Here is a 24,026-nt window from a genome sequence, read left to right on the forward strand (position 1 = left end):
CCAGCCCTCAATTGCAGTTGCCTTCTTATGAAGAGGCATGCAGCCGAGCGCTGACAAAAAAACCAGGATAGTTGCCGAACTCGGCCTTGGCGTAGGCGTCAGCCAGTGAAAAACGTTTGTCATTCGGCTATGGCCCGGAGCAAAGCCAGATGGGTTGCAGCGTATCGGCACAATGCACGGTTGGAGTGCACCACGATATCGGGTGATCACCTAGGTGAAGATGAGGAATCACCCTCACTAGAAAGCGATGGATGAAAGCGTGAGCCTGCGCGAAATTTACAACTATACGGGTTTCGAAGAAGCCTCGGGCGATTCCGTTCCCCTGAACCAGGTCACATACAATGTAGGCAGAAAGATCAGCGTTAGAATGGTTGCGACCAGCAAGCCGCCCATGATCGCAAAGGCCATCGGCCCCCAGAAAACTGTCGGAGCGATCGGGATCATGCCAAGGACGGTCGATACGGCGGTCAGCATGATTGGACGGAAACGGGAGCTGCTGGCATCGATGGCGGCGTCCCAGACATTTTTTCCCTGAGAACGTTCCGCCTCGATCTGGCCGATCAGGATCACCGCGTTCTTGGTGATCATGCCCAGCAGCGCCAGGATGCCGAGAATAGCAACGAAGCCCAGCGGCCTGCCAGACAGCAGGAGCGCGGCGACGACGCCGATCAGGCCGAGCGGCGCTACGCTAAGGACCAGGAACAACCGTTGGAAGCTCTGTAGCTGCACCATGAGGACGGTGAGCATGATAAGCAACATGACCGGCACGACGGCGATGACGGAAGCCTGTGATTTCTGGCTTTCTTCGACAGTCCCGCCGACAGCGATATGATACGCTGCAGGGAGGTTCTTTGTCAGGGCCTCCACATCGGGCGAAAGTGAACTCACCACCGTCTCCGGCAGGGCTCCCGCGACGATGTCGGCTTGTACCGTCAGGGTTGGAACGCGGTCGCGCCGCCAGATCAGAGGATATTCCTGCCCGTATTCGAAGGTCGCGAACTGACTCAGCGGAACCGTTCGCCCGCCCGGCAGCGGCACTTGCACGGTGCGCAGGGTAGCAAGCGAGACGCGCTGTTCATCCGTCGCACGTGCGATGACATCGACCAAATAGATATCGTCGCGCACCTGGGTAACGGAGGTGCCGGATACTACGGTATTCAGAACACTGGCTAGTGCCTGCGAGCTGAGGCCCAGCAGGCGCGCCTCATCCTGATCGACACGAATGCGCACCTGGCGGGCGGGCTCGAACCAGTCGAAATTGACTTTTTCGGCTTTGGGATTGGTTGCGATGATCTGGGCGAGCTTGAGAGCGATTTCGCGCACCTGACCTACGTCGGGTCCGCTGACTCGATATTGCACAGGCCATCCGACCGGAGGCCCAAGTTCAAGCGGGTAGACCCGCGAAATTGCGCTTGGAAATTCATCTGCCAGGATCTTTTCCAGCTTCAGACGAAGACGTTCGCGTGCCGCAACGTCCTTTGCAACAATTACCGCCTGGGTGAAGAAGTTGTTCGGTAACTGAACATTGAGCGGCAGATAGAAGCGAATAGCACCGCGACCTACATAAGTGCTCCAGCGGGCAACATCCGGATCGCCTTTCAGCGCAGCATCGAGACGTTGCGCTGCGGTTTCGCTGGCATGGATCGACGCATTCTGCGGCAGACTGAGGTCAACGAGCAACTCCGGACGATCCGAGGATGGAAAGAATTGCCGAGGAATGAGCGGAAGCGCGAGAAAGGATGCTGCGAAGAGTGCCAGCGAAACGAAAATTGTCAGCCATTTCGCTCGCATGGCGAAGGTGAGGAAATTTCGATACCATCGGAAAATCCTGCCGGGATCGGCGGTCGCCGCGGCCCTTGGTGGCTTAAGAATGATGACACCCAGCAGCGGCGCAAAGATCACCGCAACGAACCAGGACACGATCAGCGCGATGCTGACTACCGCGAACAGCGAGAATGTATATTCTCCCGCCGAACTGGCCGCAAAGCCGACGGGAACGAAGCCGGCGATCGTCACCAGCGTTCCTGCGAGCATGGCAAATGCGTAGGTCCGGAACGCGTAGGTCGCGGCCTCGACCTTGTCGTCACCTTCCGCCAGTCGATTGAGCGTGGCGTCGGTCGTCGTCATCGCGTCGTCGACGAGCAATGCAAGGGCGATGATCAGCGCGCCGAGGGATATGCGCTGCATGTCGATACCGGCCATCTGCATGATCGGAAAGACGATGGCCAACGTCAACGGAATGGAAAGCGCGATGATCAAGCCGGGTCGGACGCCGAGGCTGATGAAGCTCACGACGAGAATAATGGCGATCGCCTGTAGCAGGGACGTCATGAATTCCGAGATGGCGCCGTCGACGGTGACGGCTTGGTCCGCAATGAGTTTCGGCTCGATGCCGACGGGCAAGTCTGCGGTGACCCGCGCCATCAGTTGCTTGATATTTGCGCCGAGCGCAAGAATATCACCACCGTCCCGCATCGCGATTGCAAGTCCGATGGCCGGCTCGCCATTGACACGAAACTGCGGCTGCGGCGGGTCGGAATAATCGCGGCGTATTTGCGCGATATCGCTGAGGCGTAGCACACGGCCGCCAGCGACGAAATTGGTGTTCGCGACATCCTGTTCCGATGCAAATGCGCCTGAAACCCGCAGCGAAAGGCTCTCATAACCGGTTTGAATCGTGCCGGCCGGCAGTACGATGTTCTGCGCTTGCAGCGCAGCGATCAGTGCAGATCGATCAATCCCCAGGCTGGCGAGTTCCTTCATCGAGAATTCGACGAAGATCCTCTCGTCTTGTGCCCCCAACAATTCGATCTTTGATACGTCAGGCACCAGGAGCAGCTTCGAGCGGATATCCTCGACACGATCCCGCAATTCGCGATGCGTGAATCCGTCGCTCGTAAAGCCATAGATAATCCCGAACGTATCACCGAAATCGTCATTGAAGCCGGGTCCGACAATTCCCGCCGGAAGCGTGTGGCGGATATCACCGACATTCTTGCGAACCTGATACCAGGTGTCGAGAACCTGTTTTTCGTTCGCGCTGCCCTTCAGGTTGACAAAGATTGTCGTAACGCCGGCACGCGTGAAGCTGCGCAGAAAATCCAGGTGAGGCGTTTCCTGCAATTTGCGCTCAAGCCGCTCGGTTACCTGCTTGAGGGTCTCTTCGATGGTCGCTCCCGGCCAAGCGGCCTGTACGACCATGGTCTTGATGATGAACGTTGGATCTTCGCTACGGCCAAGTCGGAAATAGGAAAAGACGCCGGCAATAACGGCAACAATCATGATGTAGGCGACGAGCGAGCGGTGTTTGAGCGCCCATTCGGACAGGTTGATCATGGCTCTGACCCGAGCAGGCGAATCTTCTGGCCCGGGTGAAGGGCCTGCACGCCCGCTGTGACCACGACTTCGCCGGTGTCCAGCCCCTGGGAAACGACTACCCGCGCCTGGTCAAAGCGCAAGACGTCGACGTTTCGGATTGAAACCGTTTTGGTCGATGGATCGACGATCCATACCGCTGGTCGCTGATTGATCTTCGTCAATGCCGTTGCCGGGATGTCGATGATCGGCACGGCATCGGTTCGCAGGCGGCCGACGACGGTTGCCCCAAGCCGCATGGCTGGTGGAGGGTCAGTCAAGCCGACTTTGACCTCGAAGGTTCGGGTTACAGGATTGGCTTGAGCGGCGACCTCGCGGATTCGCCCCTGCGCAGTCACTGCCGGATCGTCCGTCAGGCTGACGGTAATCTGGGGATCGCTGGGTGCTGATCGAAGCAACTGGGACGGAACGTCGAAAACCGCGTCGCGGCCGTCTTTCCGTGCAAGCCTGGCGATCATTTGCCCCGCCTGAACAACTTCCCCCGCGCCGGGGCCTGTCGCGGTTATTGTGCCCGGCGCATCGGCCTTGAGTTCCGTGAAGCTCACCAAATCGTGTGCGGTACGGAGCTGGGCCTCGGCGGCATCGACTTGCGATTGAGCGGTTTGTTGCGCTTGCGTCGCAACCTCGAAATTGGCCCGCGTGGTCCATCCCTGCGCAAGGAGCGTCTCCTGGCGTTCGTAATGATTGCGTGCCTGCGTCAATTGCCCCTGGGCGGCCGCCAGACCTGCCTGCGCCTGCCGCAATGTGTTCAACTCGTTCTGTGGTTCAAGTCGCGCCATTATTTGCCCGGCTTGCACCCGGTCCCCGAGCTTGCCGCTGTTTTCCAGCAGCCGCCCGGAGATCCGAAACGCCACGCTCACTTCATCTTCAGCCTCGATGCGGCCGGTAAATGTCAGCGCCTCGCCAGCCTCGCGCTTCTCAACGGTTGTGGTTCTAACTGGGCGGGCTGCCGGAGCTGCGGCGTCTGTCTCTCTCTGGCAGGCCGCGAGCGACAATGCCGGTGCGATCGCAACAAGCGCCATCATTAGCAATCGATACGATTTCGTCCTGCCGGAGCGTGAAGGCATAGCAAGACCTATGAGCTGCAGATCGACCCCGATAAGTATTTTCGATCGGGCGAAGACCCTCCGCCATCAGCAAATATACTGAGCGCTCCTGCCGATTGCCCCGGCCTTGAGTAGGGGTGCCGCGCGTATGACGGCTCGCGCCTCGCCGCGAAACAGGAATGCAAAGCCGCTTCGCTATCGAAAGCAACATCTGTCGAAGAAAGTCGGCGGAACAGCTTTCTGCGGCGGCTCACTCGTAAAGATGTCGGATGAGCGCGTCGCAGTTCTTCATCACATTCCCGTCGAGGGCTTTGGCTGACGGATAGTTGTCCGCTATCGGAAAATGTACTGGGGCGTGCGTAGTACTTGTTGGGAGTTCTTCCCGGACTTCGACCGCAGCAGTTCAAGAATACGTGGTGCGTCGACCACGGCAGGTATTGTGGCTTCGGGCAGTGTCTACGATATGGTCGTTAAGTAACTGAAATCGCGTTCAATCTTTAATTGTGGCAGCGTTGAACTGGAGGACTCGAATAAAAATGAAACTGCGAAATGTGTCAAATGGGCTCACGTTATTCGGATATGAAAACAGATTGCTTGACGAGTGTTTTCCGGAGGGTATTTACTTAAGTAGACCTAACGTTGCCTTAGGAAATCGAGCAGTTCGATAGACCGTGCGATCTGGGAAGCATCAAGGGGCAAGACTGTCATGAGTCCCCGACCAGCGTACCACAAGCTCCACTGGATACATGCTCCGGAATATCTCTTCGGAATGCAGATTTCGGATACTGGGCAATTTTTCTACGAGAGCATGAACCCGGCCTTCGAACGCTCGCTCGGAATTTCAATCGGCAGCGGGCGAGCAATTCATGACTGCATGAGCGAAGAGGACGCGAAGTCCATTTGCGCTTGCTGCGACGCATGTCTGGCCGAGGGAAGGTCGGTTCGCTACCGGCACCGCCTTACCCTCGGCGGACGCCGGCGCGAGTTTGATACGACGATCAATCCCGTCCGTGATTCCGAAAGCGGGAGCATAGTCAAGCTAGTCGGTAGCCACCGGGCGATCGAAGAGCGGGCGATCGTCGATGCCGTCGACAGGACGGCCAAAAGACGGGCTGCAGCAAAACTCGAGCTCCGGCTGCTATCGCTTCAGGAAGAGGTGCAGCAGCGGATTGCATCCGATCTACATGATTCGACTTGCCAGCATTTGATTGCCGCCAGCTTGAACATGATGCGGTTGAGGCGCGCGATCGGCGATACCGGTAGCGCAGAGAAACTCATCGATGATATCGATGCGTCGATCGATCAGGCGCAGAGCGAAATCCGCGCCTTTACCTACCTGCTGCATCCCCAGAATCTGCTGACCGATGGTCTGAAGATTACGATTGAACAATTCGTAAACGGATTTTCGGCGCGCACTTCACTGAAGACCGGTCTCGAGATCGCTCCCGAAGTTGATAAACTATCCTACGAGCGGCAGCGCGCTGTGCTGAGAGTTATTCAAGAAGCCCTTGCGAACGTCTTCCGTCATGCCAAAGCGACGCAGGTGAAGGTCGCAATGAAAGCGACGGATACGCATTTCAAGCTTCGGGTTACCGACAATGGCCGCGGCATGCCAATCAATCAGGCGCGATCGGGCCCCAAGGCGATTTCATTTGGTGTCGGAATTCCGGCAATGAGAGCCAGATTGCGGCAACTGGGCGGTACTCTCGAAATCCATTCTTCATCAGCGACGGGGGGTCGAGGTACTACGTTGTGTGCAGAACTCCCGCACTCTCTTCCGCTCAAGAGAGCGCGACGGCCGGTACTGCGTCATAGCCATCTGGGACATCACAGATCCATTGCAGAGCGGCATTAAACGCGCCAGCTGCTCGAAATGTTGGAGAATGTAGAGAATCCAAGGAAGGTTAGAGGCGAACGATGGGATGTCGATGCTCGACGCGATGCGGCATTGGAGCTTTGTTCGATCATGAAAAGGATTCTTATAGCTGACGATCATGAAACGGTGCGATCCGGACTACGTGCCGTGTTGGAAGGGCGCGCCGGCTGGGAGGTTGTTGTTGAGGCACGCGATGGCAAGGAGGCGGTCGCTGGGGCCGTGGAAAAAAGGCCTGACGTTGCCATTGTTGACTACGCGATGCCCTTTTTGACCGGGATAGAAGTTGCACGGCGCATCAGGGAACATCAGCAAATAACGGAAATACTCATTTTCACAATGCATGACTCAGATGTGCTTGCGTTGCAGGCGTTCCAGGCAGGTGCACGTGCATTTTTGCTGAAGTCTGATGCGAATAAAATGCTCTTGGCGGCCGTCGAGTCATTGATAACTCACAAGCCGTTCTATGCGGGGTCTTTCCCGAGCGAGCTAAAGGGGATGGTGACTGGAAAGAGTGAGCCGAATCAGGTGCTTTCGCCTCGAGAGAAGACGATCGTTAAATTGGTTGCGGAAGGGCATAGCAATAAGGGCGTGAGCGCGATCTTGAATCTCAGCATAAAGACGACGGAGACGCATCGAGCAGCCGCGATGCGCAAGCTCAACATAAATTCGACAGCGGGCCTGGTTCGATACGCGGTTCGTAGCAAGCTCGTGGAGGCATGAGAACACGGGTTCGTTCATCTGAAGAAAAGCGAGTTCGCGCCAGAATCTGCAATTTCGAACGCTTTGGTCCGGACCATACATAAAGTCCTGGTTTTTCCAATCGTCTCGTGAGACCGCGCTGCATCCATTACGGAGTCCGGAGAGCTGACCAACCAGATGGTGAGTGGCGGCGCCTCCAGGGCGTCGAAGAGTGCTCAATCGAGAAATCCGAATACTCATCCACCGAGTTTCAGGGTTTTGTGGGATTAACGCCAGGCAAGCCGATCAGTATGATGAGTCGGTCCTACTGTCGTATTGCTAGCGCCGATCGCCCTAGCCGGAGGTTCCAACCGACAGGAACGAGACTGTGAAGCAGATCCTGATTGCGGACGACCATGAAGTCGTTCGGTCCGGTCTTCGCGCGATCATCGAAACTCGCGCTGACTGGACCGTGGTCGGGGAAGCGATCGATGGCAGGGACGCCATTGCGTTAGCTTTGAAATTGAAGCCGGATGTAGCAATCGTCGACTACTCAATGCCCGTCATGAATGGGTTGGAGGTCAGCCGTCGAATTAAGCTGCATCATCTACACACAGAAGTGCTCATTCTCACAATGCATGAAAGCGAAGAGATTCTTACGGAAGTTCTTCTGGCAGGCGTGCGGGGAGTCCTGCTGAAATCAGATGCGAGGAGTCACCTTATTACGGCTATTGAAGCACTACTTGAGCACCGACCTTACTTCACCAGTGTTTTGTTGGAGAAGTTGCTTCATGAGTATCAGTCAAATAAGAAGGGCAAATCGGAGATCTTGCTATCTTCACGAGAACAGAGCGTTGTTCAATTGATTGCGGAAGGACACACCAACAAGTCCGTGGGCGCGGTTTTGAATCTCAGCGTGAAGACGGTCGAGACCCATCGCGCATCGGCAATGCGTAAACTCAATATTTCATCGACCGCCGAGTTGGTCCGGTACGCAATTCGTACGAAATTGATCGGACTTTGAAAGGAAGATTTTCTTTTGGCCAGTGGCTTTAGGCGATCACCCTGAAGCGCCATGAAGATCATGAGATACGGCTTTTCCAGACGTCTGGATAACACGTTGAAATCGCTGGATTCACCGACATCCCTTGATATCGGTCTCGCGTGCGACGATGATTTCCATCTGTGAAATCCGTCCCGGCAGCTCCGGCTGGGCTTTGAGAAGGGTCCTTCATGAGCGCTGAAATCAAGCCCTATCGCATTTCGATTGGCGACGACGTGCTCGACGATCTCAAATCGCGGCTGCGCAACACGCGCTGGCCGGAAGCCGAACTGGTCGAGGACTGGAGCCAGGGCGCACCACTGAAATGGATCAAGGACATCTGCCGCTATTGGGCGGAAGAGTATGATTGGCGCGGGCGCGAGGCGCGGCTCAACCGCTTTACGCAGTTCACCACCGAAATCGACGGGCTCGACATTCATTTCCTGCACGTCCGTTCGCCGCACCCGGAAGCGATGCCGCTGGTCATCACGCATGGCTGGCCGGGTTCGGTGGTCGAGTTTCACAAGGTGATCGAGCCTTTGACCGATCCGACCGCGCATGGCGGCAACGCTGCCGACGCGTTTCACGTGGTTTGTCCCTCACTGCCGGGCTTCGGCTTCTCTGCGAAGCCGAAGACGACCGGCTGGGGCGTCGGTCGCATCGCTTCGAGTTGGGCGGTGTTGATGGATCGCCTCGGATACCAGCGCTATGGCGCGCAGGGCGGAGACTGGGGATCGGCCATCACGACCGCGATCGGCGCGCAGGACGCCGAACATTGCGCTGGCATTCACATCACGCTGGCGATGTCGACGCGACCCAACGTGGAAGGGCAGCCGACTTCAGAGGAAGCGCGGGCGCTGAACGGCATTCAGCATTACGCCGATTGGGATTCCGGTTACTCCAAGCAGCAATCGACCCGGCCGCAGACACTCGGTTACGGCTTGACGGATTCGCCGAGTGGGCAAGCCGCGTGGATTCTGGAAAAGTTCTGGGCCTGGACCGATTGCGACGGCCACCCCGAGAACATCCTTGGCCGCGATGAACTGCTCGACAACGTCATGCTTTATTGGGCGACGGCGACCGCCGCCTCGTCAGCCCGCCTGTACTGGGAGAGTTTCGGGCCCAAGCGTCGTGCGCCGTTCAAGGTGACGGTACCGACGGGCGTCGCCGTGTTTCCCAAGGAGATCGTCACGCCGGTGCGAAAATGGATGGAAGCGAGCTACACGAATATCCAGCACTGGAGCGAAATGCCGAAGGGCGGCCACTTCGCGGCTTTCGAGCAGCCGGACCTGTTCGTGCGGGAGGTGCGGAACTATTTCAGGACGCTGCGGGAGCCGCCTGTTTCCTGATCAGTTGCGGGGCCCCTATCAGAGATACCAGGCGAGCACGGCCTTGAGCAGGGCATTCTCGATCACCGGAAGAACGACGATCTGGTTCATGCCGGCGGCGCGGGCGACCTGCGCCGCGATGGATTCATCGACCTTCAGGTGTTCGTTGATGGCCGGCATGCCCGTCGCCCAGGCGCCGCCGATGCTGCCTTCGCCCTTGCGGATCGTCTTTGACGCATAAAGCGAAGTCAGATCGGCACTCTTGCTGCAATCGCCGGACTGAAACACCAGTTCCGTTCGCGACGGGTTCGGCGTCCAGATCTCAAAGCGCCTGGCGATCGGCGTTGCCTGCGCGGACAGGAAGGTCATGACCCAGGTCTGATCCGGCGCTGTCGTGTAGGGAATGCCGACGCCGCAATTGATTCCGATTTCGCTCGCTTCCTCCCAGCGCAGGAAGCTCTTGGCGTTGTGCAGATCCTTGATGATGAGCGGCGTGCCGGCTTTCCAGGCGCGGCCGGGCAGGCCGAACCCGCGTGGGAACTTGGTGTGCCGCGAATTGAATTCGAACATGTCGGCGGTGCCGTAATAGCCGTCGACCAGGCCCATCTCGTGCGACTTCTCCGGATCGTTGTGCCAGAGCTCGATGGCGCCGACGTGCTTTTCGTCGTCGCCGCAGAACAGCACCATTACGGCCATCAGGAATTCGCCGGCAAAGACCGGCAGTGCCACACCGCAGGTCAAGCCGGCTTCAATCGCCTCGTCCGTGCGTTTGAAGTAGGAGTTTGCGAACTCCGTCAGAATGACGGGGTGCCCCGCGGCCCAGGCCTTGCCGGGCAGGCCTTCGTCATAAGCGAAAAGCGCGTTCTCGCTGACGGCCTTGAACTCCGAATACTCTTCGCTGCAAAGACAGCCACCAAATTCCAGGCGGGTACGGGTGCGGTCGGGCACCCATAGTTCAACCACGCGAATGAATGTCTTCATTGGACGAACCCGTCGCTACGCTGGTATCAGCATCGGCGATTTAGCGATGGGATGTGCGATCAAATTACAGGCAGGCTCCGCCCAAAGCGGAGGCGGCGCGCCTGACGAATGGATGAACTCTCAGTTTCGATAAGACGGATCAGTCCGATCGAGCTTGCGCAGCAACGCCGGCCAGGCGAGGTTGCCGTTGCGGGTGCTGCGACCGGGCTTCGGCTGCATCCGCTCATAGGTGTCTTCGAGGATGTTTTGCGGCGGGTAGATCAGCTTGGTGTTGCAGGACAACGCCATCACCTGCACCTGGCAGGCGCGCTCGAGTCGGAACAGCACATTGAAGGCTGCGGGCACGGTGCGGCCGACGACGAGCAGGCCGTGGTTGCGCAGGATCATGGCTTCGTTGTCGCCGAGGTCCCTCACCAGCCGCTCGCGCTCGTCGACATTGTCGGCGATGCCTTCGAAATCGTGATAGGCGATATGGAGAAACCGCATCGAGGTCTGCGCCAGCGGCAGCAATCCGCATTCCATCGCCGAGACGGCCATGCCGGCCGGCGTGTGCGTATGCGCCACGCAGTCCATGTCGTGCTTGGCCATGTGGATGGCGCTGTGAATCACAAAGCCGGCGACATTGATGTCATAGTCGGATGCATTGAACAGCGTGTTGCCCTCGACATCGACCTTGATCAGGCTCGAAGCGTCGATTTCCTCGTAAAGCATGCCGTAGGGGTTGATCAGGAACTGGTCGGTTGTCCCCGGCACGCGGCAGGAGATGTGGTTGGCCACCATCTCGGTCATTCCGTACATCGCGGTGAGACGGTAGCAGGCCGCGAGATCAATCCGCGCCTGCCATTCCTCCGCGCTCACTTGTTCGCGAACCGATTTTACGACCTTGACGGCGGGCGAACTGACGGGAGGATTCATGGCGTTTCTCCACGGTTGAATTATTGGGCCGGGGCAGGGCCGGATCATTGGCCCGCAGGATAGCTGTAAAATTCGCTGCGCTGCAAGGCAGGCACCGCAGGCGTTATTGCAGGTCTGGCGGGTAAAATTCGAATGCGCTATGGCACGGGTTGAGGTGAATGCCATGACTGAAGGACGCTACCGGCTGATCGGTTCGACCGCATCGCCTTATGCCATCAAGCTTCGCGCCTTGCTGCGATACCGAAGAATCCCGTTCGATTGGGTCATCATGACCAAGGCGCTGCGCAAGGCGACCGAGCATTTGCGGCCCAATCTGATTCCGGTGCTGCAGTATCCCGACGGGACCTATCACGGTGAGACCACGACGCTGGCTTATAATCTAGAGAACCGCCACAAGGAACGCTCCGTCATTCCCGATGACAAGGCGGTCGCCTTTATCTGCGATCTCCTGGAAGACCTCGCCGACGAATGGGCAGTGAAGCCGCTGTTTCTCTATCGCTGGTGGGATCCGGAAGACCAGGCCTATGTCTCGCGCTGGGCCGGCGAGGAGTGGTCGGTATCGGAGGCGACGACTGGCAGTGCGGAGGAGATCGAGCAGTTCCGGCAGCGGCAGATTTCGCGCATGGTCATTCTCGGCGCGACGGCGGAGAACAAGCCGCTGCTGGAAGAGAGCTATCTGCGGATGCTGGCCGCGTTCGAGCCGCATGTCGGCATGACCAGCTATCTGTTCGGAAGCCGGCCATCGCTCGCCGATTTCGCCTGGTTCGGTCAGCTCAGCGAGATGGCGACCGACCCGACGCCGATGCGGATCATGCGCGCGAAGGCGCCGTTTACCGATCACTGGGTGCGGCGGCTCGATGATGCATCGGGGGTGGAAGGGGAGTGGTGTCCGCGTGAACAAGCGCTTGGTGGCATGGCCGAGGCGCTATTGAGAATTGCCGGCGAACTATATCTGCCGTTCCTGGTCGCCAATGCCGAAGCCTTTGCCAAAGGCCTTGAGCGGCTGGAGATGAATGTCTGGGGCCTGCCTTATGCGCTGGCGCCGTTCAAATATCAGGTCAGGTGCCTGCAGCAGCTTCGCGACAAGTTTTCAGCGCTCGACGAGGGCGGCCGCGCTGCGTTGCGGCCGGTGCTGGAGCGCACCCGGTGCTGGCAGCATTTGGCGAGTAGCCAGGCGTTTTAATCGGACATCAACCCGCCAAGGCGGCTGTCGCCACGATATTACCCATCTTTTCATTGGGCTGATCTCATAGCTGCTTTTGCCGGCGCCTCATCTCGGCGGCAATCATCGACTCATCCTGGCGTAAAGAAAACCGCCGGGCATTGGCAAGCGCCTCATTCCAAGCGACCAGGGCCTGGTCTTGTTGACCATCTAGCCAGTGTGCCACGCCGGTCCACAGCCCGTATTGCGCCGCTCCCAAAGGAAAAACGCGGTGATAGCGGTAGAGTTCTTTGAGCGCTTGGCGCTCCCAGTATGGCCATTGATCGTATTCGCGGGAGAGCCCAGCTTCGCGACCGCGCAAAAGTACCTCAGCTACACCACAGATCCCAACCAATGTGCTATGCGAAGTCGGTCTGCGCTGCTCGCGCAGCAGCCGTAGGGTCTCAGTCGCAGCCTCAACGCTTTCGACGTGAAGGCCAACACGAGCGAGAGCCAGCGCGAGCGCTCCCCTCGCGGAGATCTGCGCCGCAAGATCAACAGATCCCAGCATCGCGGACGTAATCAATCGAAGGATGTCCACTGCCTCGCGAGGACGATCTGTATGAAGCACGCATAACGCCTTGCATCGAAGAGCCCAGATCTCTTGCTGGATATTCCCCGCGTTCTGCGCGCGTGACAGCAGCGCGAGTGCCGTTTGCTCCAGGGCGCTTAGATCGCCGCGGTAGTAGAGCGACCAGAAACGCATACCTTGTGCATTACACCAACCCAGCTGGTCTCCAGCCTTTGCAGACAATTCCTGGGACTTGTTCAGAAGATGGTCGACCATCAACCAATCGCAGCGCCCAATGCGCCAGAGTGCGTCCAGAATACACACGTGAGAATGAACTGCGGGGTCAGCTAAAGCGATAGCGACCCGTTCTGCCCTCGCAATGAAATAGTCGCAGGCACCCTGCCAACCCAAGAAAGAAAGACCGCATCCCAACTGGGAAGACGCGACCGCCAGTTCGACCGAAGATCCAATACGTTCGGAATGCACTACGGCCCCAATAAGATTGCACATACCGCGGGAGTAGCGCAGCTCGAAATAGTCGACAGTCGCTGCCTGGTTGAGGCAACGAGCAATCTCTTTTTCCCAGGCGCGCAGATCCGTTCGCTGCCACTTCGTGGATGGAGGAAAAGCCTGCTGCAGGGCTAACCGCAATGCACGTCCTATAAGGCGGATTATAGTCGTTGTCGGTGAACGGGGAACCGGTTGGCCCGCCACGTTGAGCGCACGTCTCACGGCAACGCCCTGAGCGTGAATGTCTCCGCGCCCGTAATGCGCCTCCGCGAGCTGTCTGTGCCAGCGCACCGCTTGAAGCCTTTGCTCGGCTGACCTGGGTTGCTGGCGCGACTCATGACTAAAGCAGATCCCTAAAAACGCTTCGACCTCTCGAAATGCTCCGACCTGGAGGGCGCGGGTGGCAGCTAGATCAGCGTATTTGACAGCTTTTTTAATATCTCCAGCAGCCTCAAAGTGCTGAACAAGAGCTGCGGTTTCCAATGCTGCGGTTGCTGATTGATTCGACTCGATCCAGTTAGCCAATCGTCCATGAAGGCGTTGCTGAGCGTCGACCGAGATTAAGCTATACACGACGTCGCGAATTTGGTCGTGGCGAAACTCGTATTCCCCTGGACCAGCTCCATGTCTCACGAGATGCATGGCCAGCAGTGTTTCGATAGCATTCGCGATCGTATCGTGATGCAGTTCCTCATTGAGCAATACTTGAAGATCGGTGATGCCGAACGAACGTCCTACTACCGCGGCGGCCTTCAGAATGTTAAATGGTGCGGTATCCAGGAGATCGACGCGCTCGCGGATGACTCGTTCCACGCCTTCGAAGTAACGAAGTTCGTCGAGCGGGCGGATGGGGCGCCAGAAACCGTCACGCACCGCGACAAGGCCCTCGCTCTTGAGAGCTATTGAAATCTCCTCAGCGAAGAATGGATTGCCTCCGGCCAAAGCTGAGATGCGGCCGGCAAGTTCTTGATGCGGCGGCGCGCCCCGCAGAGTGCGAGCGACTATTTCGCGGATGGATGCTTCACCGAGTTCTTCCAGGTCCAGTATCTGACAAAATCGGGCTGGATCGTCGGCTTCCCGTCTGGTGGCATTCAGTCGAGCTGCCTCGGCACGCCGTCGCAAACTTTTAAGTTCTTCCGGAATCTCTTCAAGGCGCACGCACACGATCAATAGTAACGATGAAAGGGATCCAAGGATCCATTCGATGAGACGCCACGACGCAGAATCGAGCCACTGGCTGTCTTCTAATACTAACACAAAAGGACGCGGCGCCAGGACACCTACCAAGTCGCCGAGAAGACGCATTGTGGCGTCGCCACGGTGTGGCCCCTCCAGATGTCGCGTACCTTCGTTTTCAGAGATCGCAATGCCTAACACGCCGCCAAGCAACGGCAGTCGCTTGACAACATCTGGAAGCTCTTGGACGCGTGCTCTGACCGTTTCAAGCACGGTGAATCCATTGCAGTCAGGAGGTAAACCAAGGAGGGACGCAAGCACTCTCCGCCAGGGCAGGAGAGACGTTCGACGATCCTCGCGTTCAGCTCGCGCGATCGAGACTGGTGTCCCGATCACTTGCAGTTCGTCCGTGAAAGCCGTGACCAATGCGGTTTTCCCAATGCCCGGCTCGCCTAGAACAGCGAGCAAGCGTGTACCTCCATTGCGTGTTTCTTCGAATGTCCGCTTCAAAACCGCTAGTTCACTTTCCCGGCCAATTAGCGTGGAAGGGCCGGCGACGGCGGGTCGGGGTTCCAATGGACGAAATACGGCGGCCATATCGCCGAGCCCGTCGAGCTGCAACGTGCCTTGTTGCTCGAAGTCAAAAGTTGTTCGATTAGCGCGTTCTGTCGGTGCGTCGCAAATGACGCCTGCAGCTAATGCCGTCATTAGCCGCGCTGCCCGATTCACGGGGGCACCATGGACCATCAGTTGACGCCGGCGCTCGCTTCCGACAACGCAAAAAAGCGCGTGACCAGTTGCTACGCCAATAGATGCGGAGAGTTCCAGCCTCTTGATAGTCTGATCCATTGCGCGACCGGTATCGATGGCACGAAAAGGATCGTCGCGATGGAAGCTTCCGCGCGAACCAAATACGCCGCTGAAAATCAGACCCTTCTCGTCATGGTACAATTCCCCCGGCGGCCCACCTCGTGCTCGCAAGTTCTCTTGGAGCGACACGCAGAGGGCTTGCAGCCGAGCGAGTGCGATTGGAGTGCGAAGATCTAAACCGGTAATTCGTGCAAAAACGGCCGAAACTGGTCGTATCTCGTGGATCGCACCTAGCAGGCTGTCAATTTCATAACCTTCGAGGCCGATTGAAAGTTCGCGAGATACAGCTGTGGAATCGTGGCCTAGTAACGCCGCTCGGAGTTGCGGTGGCAGGAACGAGGTCAACCAATCCAAGGGCGGACGCGTCGAAGGGAATTCAGGGTGCTTCTCCAGCACGTCGCCAGAACTGCGCACCTGAGCATGCGCCAATGCTTGCGCCGCGGCGTCGGATAGTACGTACTCGCGAGGACGAGCAAGCGCTTGGGACGTTGCCGCTTGAATGAGGGCATCGCCACCCGCGACCAGATTCCAGACAGGCTGACCTCCAAGAGCTGCAGCCCAGAGGCTCCCAGCGCCTACACCGACGTGCAGGGCGGGGTCGGTTTCAGCGGTCGAAGCGTCTCCAATATTGTCACGGCAGATCGCCTCGGCGCAGGCGGCTGCGGCGCGAACTGCGTTTTCGAGATCGTCGCCGTCCGCCGCCCAATAAGCAACCAAAGAGTCTCCCTCAAAGTACAGCACTTCACCGCCCCGATCGCAGATTTGATCCGCGCACCGTCCGTAGGAGAGGCTCAGCAGTCTCGAAATTTTCTCCAGCCCTGCTTGCCCGCGTCGAGCAAGCTGTTCAACCAAGGCCGTATACCTGGACACGTCAACAAATAGGACGGCAGCGGCGAACTCAACGGCCGCGGGCCGGTCACCGCTAGCGCCGTGAATTCTACCGAGGAGCTTCAACGGCAAGAAGCTCTCAAGTAGATCGGTCTCTTTCATCGCTTCTCCCCTCATCGCAGAAGCAGAAAGTGCCAGGTAGTGGCAACTTCACCGATTGCTCGTGCCCTCGATAGGAATGAGGGATAGCCGCGTGAGAGAGTAGCTGCCAACAGCCTTACGATATCATCGACATTCGCGAGTTCGTAAATTGATTAGATCCGCGCTTACCAACATTAACGCCCGGCGTAAGCCTACGGTAGAATCTTCGCAGGTCAACGTTGTGGGGGTGCCCTGAGATATTCGCGCTCGATTTCGTTGGGAGTAGAATGACTTACCCGCTTTTGCGAACTCTCCCGCAAGTCGTAGGTGGCTCATTGGAAATCAGGAGGTGGTTACTGCAAAAGTCGACAAAATCCGCTAAAGTGATCCCATCTGCAACTGGACCGCGCGGCCCCTCGAAGAAGCGTTATGCCGGGTCGTGAGAACAGAGCGGTCCCCCTTGATCTATGAAGATACCGGCGGTTGTCGGATGGAGTTCGCTTGCTTGTTGCTTCTCTGGTTTGTTAGCCGAGGAGGAAGAAGATGTCGGCAGGCCTAGACACGGACTCGAGAACGGCCTGGATTTCGCAGGGTTTCGAGCGCCTCATTGATCGAGTGCGCAAGGCGCCCACCGCGATCCATTTCGAGATACTCATCATCGGCAGCGGTTATGGCGGCGCGATCGCGGCGGACACATTTGCCCGCTGCGGAGCAGCGGTCACCGTTGGCGTGCTTGAACGCGGCAAGGAATACCTTCCGGGCTCATTTCCGACCGGCCTGGGCGAGTTGCCAGGGCACATACGCCAAAACAATAATAAGGAAGGTCTCTTCGATATCAGGCTCGGGGAAGAGGTCACCACGGTCGTTGCAAACGGCGTCGGCGGTGGCTCGCTGATCAACGCAGGGGTTATGGAAGCGCCCACGCCGAGCGTGTTTCAGACCGGATGGCCAAGTTCTCTCCAGAATTTATCGACCTGGGAATCGCATTTCGATGAGGCACGCGATCTTCTCGGGGCACGCATCAACGGCCTTCGCAACACAATCGAGGATCATATTGACGGCGTACCGCAAAAATTCCAGGCATTGAGCGCTATCGCGCCTACCGGCACATTTCGCCCAGCAGCAATTACGATAGCGATGAAGGGTTCGAAAAGCTCGGGCAACGTTAACCTCAATAAATGCGTGCGTTGCGGCGATTGCGCTACCGGGTGCAACTTCGGAGCCAAGAACTCGCTGGACGTCAATTTGCTCGTGCGCGCGCAGCAATCCAAAGCCGAAATCTTCAGCGGAGCGACCGTCCTTAGTATTGAGAAGGAGGGCAGCGGTTGGATCGTCAACACTGTCCATACCAACGCCGCGCTCCGTAAGCGCGACGGAGAAGTGCGGAGGATACGCGCGCGGAAGGTCGTGCTGGCAGCCGGGACTCTTGGTTCAACCGAGATCCTGCTACGCTCGCGCGATCTAGGGCTGCACGTGTCCGATATGCTCGGCAAGCGCTGCTCGACGAACGGAGATATGTTGATCGCCGACTACGCGACCGCTGCTGCGGTGCACACGGTGGCGGACGAAACGGTTCAGCCTTCGACTCGCGCGATCGGTCCGACGATCACCGGTGTCGTCGACCTTCGCGCCACCGACGGCGTCGTGATCGAGGAAATGTCAGTTCCGGCGGGGTTGCGCATAGCGTTCTCTGAAGTCTTCGCCACGGTCAATACGTTGCACGGCCTAGCCGAGGCGGATACGTCGAAACACGTTCGCGGGTTTCCGAACGATGATCTATATGTCGCCTCCGCCGCACGGGTGGAACATTCCGCGCTTTACGCAGTCATGGGTGACGACGGCGCGGCCGGCACCATCGAGATCAATGACGATTCTGGGATGGCGTATCCCGACGGCACCGCCGAGCTCCGTTGGGACAAGCTGCAAGATTTGCCCTTGTTCGACGCACAGGTAAAGAGGCTCGCAGACCTCACCGAAAGCACGGGCGGTCGGGTGATTCCCAATCCCGTCTGGAAGTTGCTTCCGGCGGAACTCACCTGGTTGCTTAAAGATAAGCGCGGGCCCCTCACAACTGTGCATCCGCTTGGCGGTTGCGCCATGGGCGACACCAGCGCCACCGGCGTGGTCGACAACATCGGCCGCGTGTTCTCAAAGAACGCCTCCAGCGATGTGCATGACGGGCTCGTTGTGCTCGACGGTTCGATCATTCCGACCGCGCTCGGCACGAACCCTGCGCTCACGATCTCGGCAGTAGCGCTGCGCGCGGCGAAAGCGCTCGCGACCGATTGGGGTTACGCCGTCGGGCCGTCCCCCGCAGCCGGCGCGCCGCTCACCCGGCCCTTCTTCCGTTCGACCGATGTGGCCGCTCAGCTACCGTCAACCGAAGTGGAAATCATAGAGCGACTCGCTGGACCAGTGAATTTCGCACCGAATGGAGGGCCGGCGCAGACGCGCATCGTCGAACTGACGCTCCGTTTCAGCCCGAAGGTGCTCGCGCAACTCACGTCTGGCAATAGTGGCAGTCCTAGCTTGCTGGTCGCAACTGACACAGCAGATTTCAAGGTCCGAAGCAGTATCCGGATCTTTCCAGTGATCGAGTGGGAGCAGCTTCGGAAGAATTGGACTCCGCCACGCTTGCTGGAACAGAAGCTGGACGCGATCGCGGACTTCAGCGCTCCGCTGACAGGTACCCTGCGAATCTTCGAACGTCAGAACAGTTGCGGTCTTGGACGCATTTGGCGTGCGGGCAAAGCGTGGATACTGAATCGCGGCCTGCGCGACACTTATCAAGCGATCATCGACGGTGACGGCGGACCTGGACTATGGTCGCGTATCAAGTCGGGAATCGCCATCGCGAGCCGCTCAGGCGAGATACGGGCGTTTGTTTACGACCTCACCGTCGGCCCGCCGGATGCCGGCGCCAAGATTGCGCTCGCAGGCAACAGCATAGTCGGCACCAAGACCTTCACCTATGAGCGGCGCTGCAACCCGTGGCGTCAGCTCATGAACGTTGCGGTTGAAACGTTCCCCGGCGCAAGCGGCACCGATAAGGGGGTGTTGAAGTTGGATCTGCATTACTTGGCGCGGATCGGCGTGCCGCTGTTTCGAATAACGCACCAGCGAAATGGCGTAAGCGCGCTTGGCGACCTCGTAACGTTCCTCGGTTACGTCGTCCGGCTGCTGCTCGGCCTGCATATCTGGAGCTTCCGCGCCCCCGATAAGGATACGGACCCGGCGAATGACGTCTTGAATCTACTTCCGCCACGCACGCTTGCCCTTCCGGGGGGTGGCTCCGTCGATGCGGAGATCCGCCCCCCCATCTCGATTGCTCCGGAAGCGCCCGAGGGTGGGGATGGAAAGAAAAAAGTTGCTGGCGACGTGCTGCTCACGCGTTACCCATATCCCAACACCTCCAAACGGCCTCTCGTGATGTTCCATGGCTACAGCGCCGGCGGCACAACGTTCGCGCATCACGCGGTTAATCCGAACTTCGCGAGCCATTTCTGGAAGACCGGCCGCGATATTTGGATCGCCGATCTTCGAACCAGCTCCGGTCAGCCGACGACGGCCAAGGAGCCGTGGAGCTTCGACCAAATCGGATCTGCGGACGTGCCGGCGGTGCTGAGAGCCGCGGCGGCCGAGTCGATCGATGGCAAAGTTGACGTGATTGCGCATTGCATGGGCACAGTCGTCTTCAGCATCGCGGTCCTCGGAGGCCACGTGGACCATCTTCTTATTGACCGCGCGGCGTTCACGCAGGTCGGGCCGCTCGTTGTGTTCTCGCCCGCAAATATCTTTCGCGCTTACGCAATGCGGTATCTCATCGATTTCCTGCCGGACAGCTACAGCTTCAACCCCGTGAATCCGACGCTCGCCGATGATCTTTGGGACCGGCTGCTGTCGACGCTGCCCTACCCTGTCGAAGAGTTCGATGTGGAGAACCCGATTTGGCCTTGCAAACGAACGCCTTGGACGCGTACGCGACATCGAATGGACGCGCTGTATGGCCGGGACTTCAATGTGCTGAATATGGAGCCGGAAATGCTTCGTTTTATTAACGAGCATTTTGGCACGCTGAGCCTGAAGACAGTGTCATCAACGGTGCATTTTGCACGGTACTCGCTGATGACGAATTTTCGCGGATATAACAATCTCGTCTCACGGGCGAACTTCCTCACCCGCTGGAAATTTCCGACACTCAGCGTGCATGGCAGCGCTAACGGACTTTCGGATGCTTTGACTGTGGATCGCATGCGGCAAATACTGAACGATGCCGGCCGTGACTATGAGGCGTTTATCAATCCGGGCGCCGGTCACCAGGATGCGCTGGTCGGAACAACCAGATACAGCACGCTTGCAAAGATTGAACAGTTCCTGGATGCCACTATCGCGTCGAATCCGACGGGGCCGAATCCAGAGAAAGTCGCTCATCCACCGTGGATAGGTCCGATCATCACGGAGGAGCGACCAGACACAGCGGCACTTGTGGTCCGACTGGGAGCATTGCCCTCACTCCGGGCGGCTGAGGCCGTGCTGATGCTGCGTGTTACGTCGGTCGGCAATCAGATTTTGCGGCCGGATGACCCGGCAAAGAAATGGGATATCCAATACATCGTCGATCATATGGCGGTTTACATGTCGAATGAACTTTCAGATCAGCGTTGGGACGCGTTCGAAGCGCCGCTGCCGACGTCGATGCCGAACTATGATCCTGCCCATCCGGGTAACGCGCTGCTCGTGCTGCTCGTCTATGACGAGTCCTCGGTGTTGGAAATGCCCGTGTTTCGCTATTTTTTTTCGCGCAATGAAAGGGTCTATAAGTTGAATCCTGTCGAGCCTCCTGATGATCCGCCGGTGGAAGCAAAAGACTTCAAGTTCGATCGATTCAAAAAGATGGCGGAGGCAGCGGGGCGCGCGCTCGAGCCTTACAATGTGACGCAGCCAGATGGCGTGCAGAGCACACCTCGTCGCCTCGTCTATCGAGGATTGGAGCGGATCCCGAACTCCACACGCAACGTCACGATGCAGCCCGATATCTCAGACGGGACCGCGGCCTTGATGATGTTCGGCTATGGGCCAGACGGCGAGGCCGTCCTCGATCGCCTTATCGAGCAGGATCGAGATTTGGCCGACGGAGTCATCCCGTATGATCCGCAGCCAACGGCAGTCCCACCGCCGAGCGCCACGAGCTTCACGCTCGCGTCGTGCCAGTACCCCGCCGGGTTCATCGATGAGCCTGTCGCCTATCGCTCCTACCACCGAATAGTCGAGCGACTGGAGGCAAGCGCGGGAACCAAGCCGCGCTTTTCCGTGTTCGTCGGCGACCAGGTGTATGTCGACCCCACCGCCGGGCTCTACGATCCAGCCGCGAAAGTCGATCAATACCGGCTGCCTTACGAAGCATGGCTGCGTCAGCGAAGCGTTCGCGGCGTGTTGCGCCGCATTCCATCGTTCATGCTGCTCGATGACCACGAGATCGACGACAATTGGGAGCCGATCGCGTATCCGGACGAACAAACGAATGCCGATAAGAAGCGGGATGGCGTTAAGGCGTACGGGAAGTACCAGCGTGGCAGAAACGGCGGGCTCGAGACGTTCGACTTTGACGGCTTCCATTTCTTCATGCTCGACACGCGCACCGAAAGGAAGCATCGCAGGGTTGATAGCAACCTGGCGACCGCCACTTTGTTCGATTCGGATCAGGCGGACCCTTCGAAGACAATGGGCAGGCTCAAGAAGTGGCTGCTGGAAAAGCCGGCACCGAAATTCGTGGTGTCGCCCGCGATGCTGTTGCCGCGCCATCGCCGAGCGGTACAACGCGATGCGCGTCTGGACCCCTCGAACCTCAGCGCACTGCATTCCGACGGCTGGGACGGATATCCGAATACGTTGAGCGAGCTTCTGGGCTATATCGCTCACGAAAAGATAACGGGTGTGGTATTTCTGTCGGGGGACGAGCATCGAGGTTGTGTAGCGATGGTGGAGCTCCGCGATACGGCCGGCACCCCAATTACCCGAATGCATTCCCTTCACACCGCAGCAGCCCACTCGCCATTTCCATTCGCAAACAGCTTAGATGAGGACATCGTCCCGAACGAGACGATCGATATCGCATCGAGCTACGGAAATTACCAGTGCGTCGTGGCAGCGACGCGGCCACCTCCGGGAGACGGTATGACATTCTTGTCTGTACGCCAGGATGGCGCAGCCTGGAAGCTCGACTATGAATTTGCCGATGGAATGGTGCAGACGGTCGTCCTCTGACGCTTGCGTCAATCGCGGCGCGATAGGGCACCTCCCCGAGGTGCCGGATGCCCGTGAGCACTTCATGGCGTTGCATGTGCGCTCTTGGCCCATCGCGCTATTTCGCTGCTGCGCAGCAACCGTGTTAGAGGCAAAGCGGACATCAGCGCCGGTGCGTCACGCCACGAGTTTATGAGTACGTGGCCCAATCAAATAGGATAAACAGTTTCAAGACGCCGGCCCGCTGGCTCACGTCCGGTGGCGGCTGCCCAGCGCCATCGCGATCGATTCCGGATTCCTGATGCGCTCGATCAGCATGTCGATGCGATCGCCGCCCCAGAACAATTCGCCGTTGAAGACCATGGTCGGCACGCCGAACACACCGAGCGCTTCCGCTTCATCGATGATGCGGTCGTGCTCGGCCCGCGCCGGGCCGTGGACGTAGGCCTCGAACGCCTCGGCCGAGCCGCCGATCGACTCGATCACGCCCGAAATGTCCGACAGCTCGTCGATTTCGAGGTCATGACTCCAGAAGCGACAGAATACCGTGTCGTGATAAGGCCGGAACAGGCCATGGCGCTGTGCGAACAGCATGCCGGCGCTGGAATAGAAGGCGTCGTAGATGCGCCGCGGACCCTTCATGGTGAGGCCCTGCGCATTGGCATAGCGGCGTGCGTCCATGTAGGCGTAACGCACCTTGCGCCAGAAATGCGGCGTGCGCTCTTCCACCGTGCCCATGAATTCGGGAATGCGCAGCGTGTAGGGCAGCCATTCGAGCTCGACGCCATGAGCGTCCTCGAGTTCGAACAGCCGCTTGTTGGCGACGAACGCATAGGGGCTTTTGTAGTCGGTGTAGATTCGTACGCGCGGTCTAGCCATGGCGTATCCTTGTTCGATCGGATCAGTATCTTCGATCTGAACAGGGCATGGAACCATGCGGCGCAGTTTTGATGTTCCAAACGAATGGGCCCCGGTGCATGAAAGCATCGCGGGGCCCGACATCTTCGTTATAGACGAAGGATTTCTGGTAGACACCAGTATGTTTCTCAGGATCCAGCAGCGCGTGGCCTTTGCGCTCCAGTCCCGCGGATATGTTCGTTTTGTTGAAGGCGCAACGAGGCTGGCAGCTGCTTATGACCTCGACCGCACCCTGACCTTGCGATGAGCAAGGTCACCAGTCTGATCCGGTGGCGTCATGCTCCTCCTCAAGAGTTGGCCGACGGACTTTCGTCCGCACCCGCTGCGTGCCGCCTTGATCATCTGACCGGGGGCGCCAATGCCTGCGAAGTGGGGAGCCACCCGCTC

General features: G+C 58.4%; 13 protein-coding genes. 7 read left to right on the forward strand and 6 right to left on the reverse strand.

Going from position 1 to position 24,026, the window contains the following annotated elements:
* Positions 1-282: 282 nt before the first annotated feature.
* Together KIP88_RS21125 and KIP88_RS21130 are read right to left on the reverse strand one after the other, a co-directional pair.
* Positions 283-3,336 (reverse strand): efflux RND transporter permease subunit, encoded by a 3,054-nt coding sequence (locus KIP88_RS21125; RefSeq protein WP_214489898.1) that lies wholly within the window; start codon positions 3,334-3,336, stop codon positions 283-285.
* Positions 3,333-4,400 (reverse strand): efflux RND transporter periplasmic adaptor subunit, encoded by a 1,068-nt coding sequence (locus tag KIP88_RS21130; RefSeq protein WP_374226492.1) that lies wholly within the window; start codon positions 4,398-4,400, stop codon positions 3,333-3,335. Before KIP88_RS21130 ends, KIP88_RS21125 begins: the two co-directional genes overlap by 4 nt.
* Before the next feature lie 790 nt (positions 4,401-5,190).
* Here KIP88_RS21130 and KIP88_RS21135 point away from each other — a divergent pair.
* The 4 genes from KIP88_RS21135 (at position 5,191) to KIP88_RS21150 (ending at position 9,366) form a co-directional block, all read left to right on the forward strand.
* On the forward strand, positions 5,191-6,276 hold the full coding sequence (locus tag KIP88_RS21135; RefSeq protein ID WP_214489900.1) for an ATP-binding protein: 1,086 nt from the start codon (positions 5,191-5,193) through the stop codon (positions 6,274-6,276).
* Between the two features lie 111 nt (positions 6,277-6,387).
* Positions 6,388-7,017: a response regulator transcription factor gene (locus tag KIP88_RS21140; RefSeq protein ID WP_214489901.1), complete on the forward strand. Its 630-nt coding sequence runs from the start codon at positions 6,388-6,390 to the stop codon at positions 7,015-7,017.
* Between the two features lie 346 nt (positions 7,018-7,363).
* Positions 7,364-7,999, forward strand: coding sequence for a response regulator transcription factor (locus tag KIP88_RS21145; protein WP_214489902.1), 636 nt, complete (start codon positions 7,364-7,366; stop codon positions 7,997-7,999).
* A gap of 209 nt (positions 8,000-8,208) precedes the next feature.
* Positions 8,209-9,366, forward strand: coding sequence for an epoxide hydrolase family protein (locus KIP88_RS21150; RefSeq protein WP_214489903.1), 1,158 nt, complete (start codon positions 8,209-8,211; stop codon positions 9,364-9,366).
* 18 nt (positions 9,367-9,384) lie between these two features.
* Here KIP88_RS21150 and KIP88_RS21155 read toward each other — a convergent pair whose 3' ends face one another.
* Entirely contained in the window at positions 9,385-10,326 is a 942-nt protein-coding gene (locus KIP88_RS21155) for a GAF domain-containing protein (protein ID WP_214489904.1), read from the reverse strand.
* Between the two features lie 120 nt (positions 10,327-10,446).
* The gene (locus tag KIP88_RS21160) at positions 10,447-11,241 is read right to left on the reverse strand and encodes a class II aldolase/adducin family protein (RefSeq protein WP_214489905.1); all 795 of its coding nucleotides are present in this window, start codon (positions 11,239-11,241) and stop codon (positions 10,447-10,449) included.
* 163 nt (positions 11,242-11,404) lie between these two features.
* Between KIP88_RS21160 and KIP88_RS21165 the strand changes: the two genes are divergently transcribed.
* The gene (locus KIP88_RS21165) at positions 11,405-12,424 is read left to right on the forward strand and encodes a glutathione S-transferase N-terminal domain-containing protein (protein ID WP_214489906.1); all 1,020 of its coding nucleotides are present in this window, start codon (positions 11,405-11,407) and stop codon (positions 12,422-12,424) included.
* Between the two features lie 64 nt (positions 12,425-12,488).
* On the opposite strand, the gene KIP88_RS21170 is transcribed toward KIP88_RS21165, so the two are convergent.
* Positions 12,489-16,499, reverse strand: a complete 4,011-nt coding sequence (locus KIP88_RS21170) for an AAA family ATPase (protein ID WP_214489907.1) — start codon at positions 16,497-16,499, stop codon at positions 12,489-12,491.
* A 522-nt stretch (positions 16,500-17,021) separates the two neighbouring features.
* On the opposite strand from KIP88_RS21170, the gene KIP88_RS21175 reads away from it, so the two are divergent.
* Positions 17,022-22,742 (forward strand): alkaline phosphatase D family protein, encoded by a 5,721-nt coding sequence (locus KIP88_RS21175; protein ID WP_214489908.1) that lies wholly within the window; start codon positions 17,022-17,024, stop codon positions 22,740-22,742.
* Between the two features lie 228 nt (positions 22,743-22,970).
* On the opposite strand, the gene KIP88_RS21180 is transcribed toward KIP88_RS21175, so the two are convergent.
* Positions 22,971-23,600 (reverse strand): 2-hydroxychromene-2-carboxylate isomerase, encoded by a 630-nt coding sequence (locus KIP88_RS21180; protein WP_214489909.1) that lies wholly within the window; start codon positions 23,598-23,600, stop codon positions 22,971-22,973.
* Positions 23,601-23,655: 55 nt separating this feature from the next.
* On the opposite strand from KIP88_RS21180, the gene KIP88_RS21185 reads away from it, so the two are divergent.
* Complete coding sequence (locus KIP88_RS21185) at positions 23,656-23,886, forward strand: hypothetical protein (RefSeq protein ID WP_214489910.1); 231 nt, start codon at positions 23,656-23,658, stop codon at positions 23,884-23,886.
* Positions 23,887-24,026: the final 140 nt, after the last annotated feature.

Source organism: Bradyrhizobium sp. SRL28 (assembly GCF_018596315.1).
Lineage (GTDB): Bacteria > Pseudomonadota > Alphaproteobacteria > Rhizobiales > Xanthobacteraceae > Bradyrhizobium.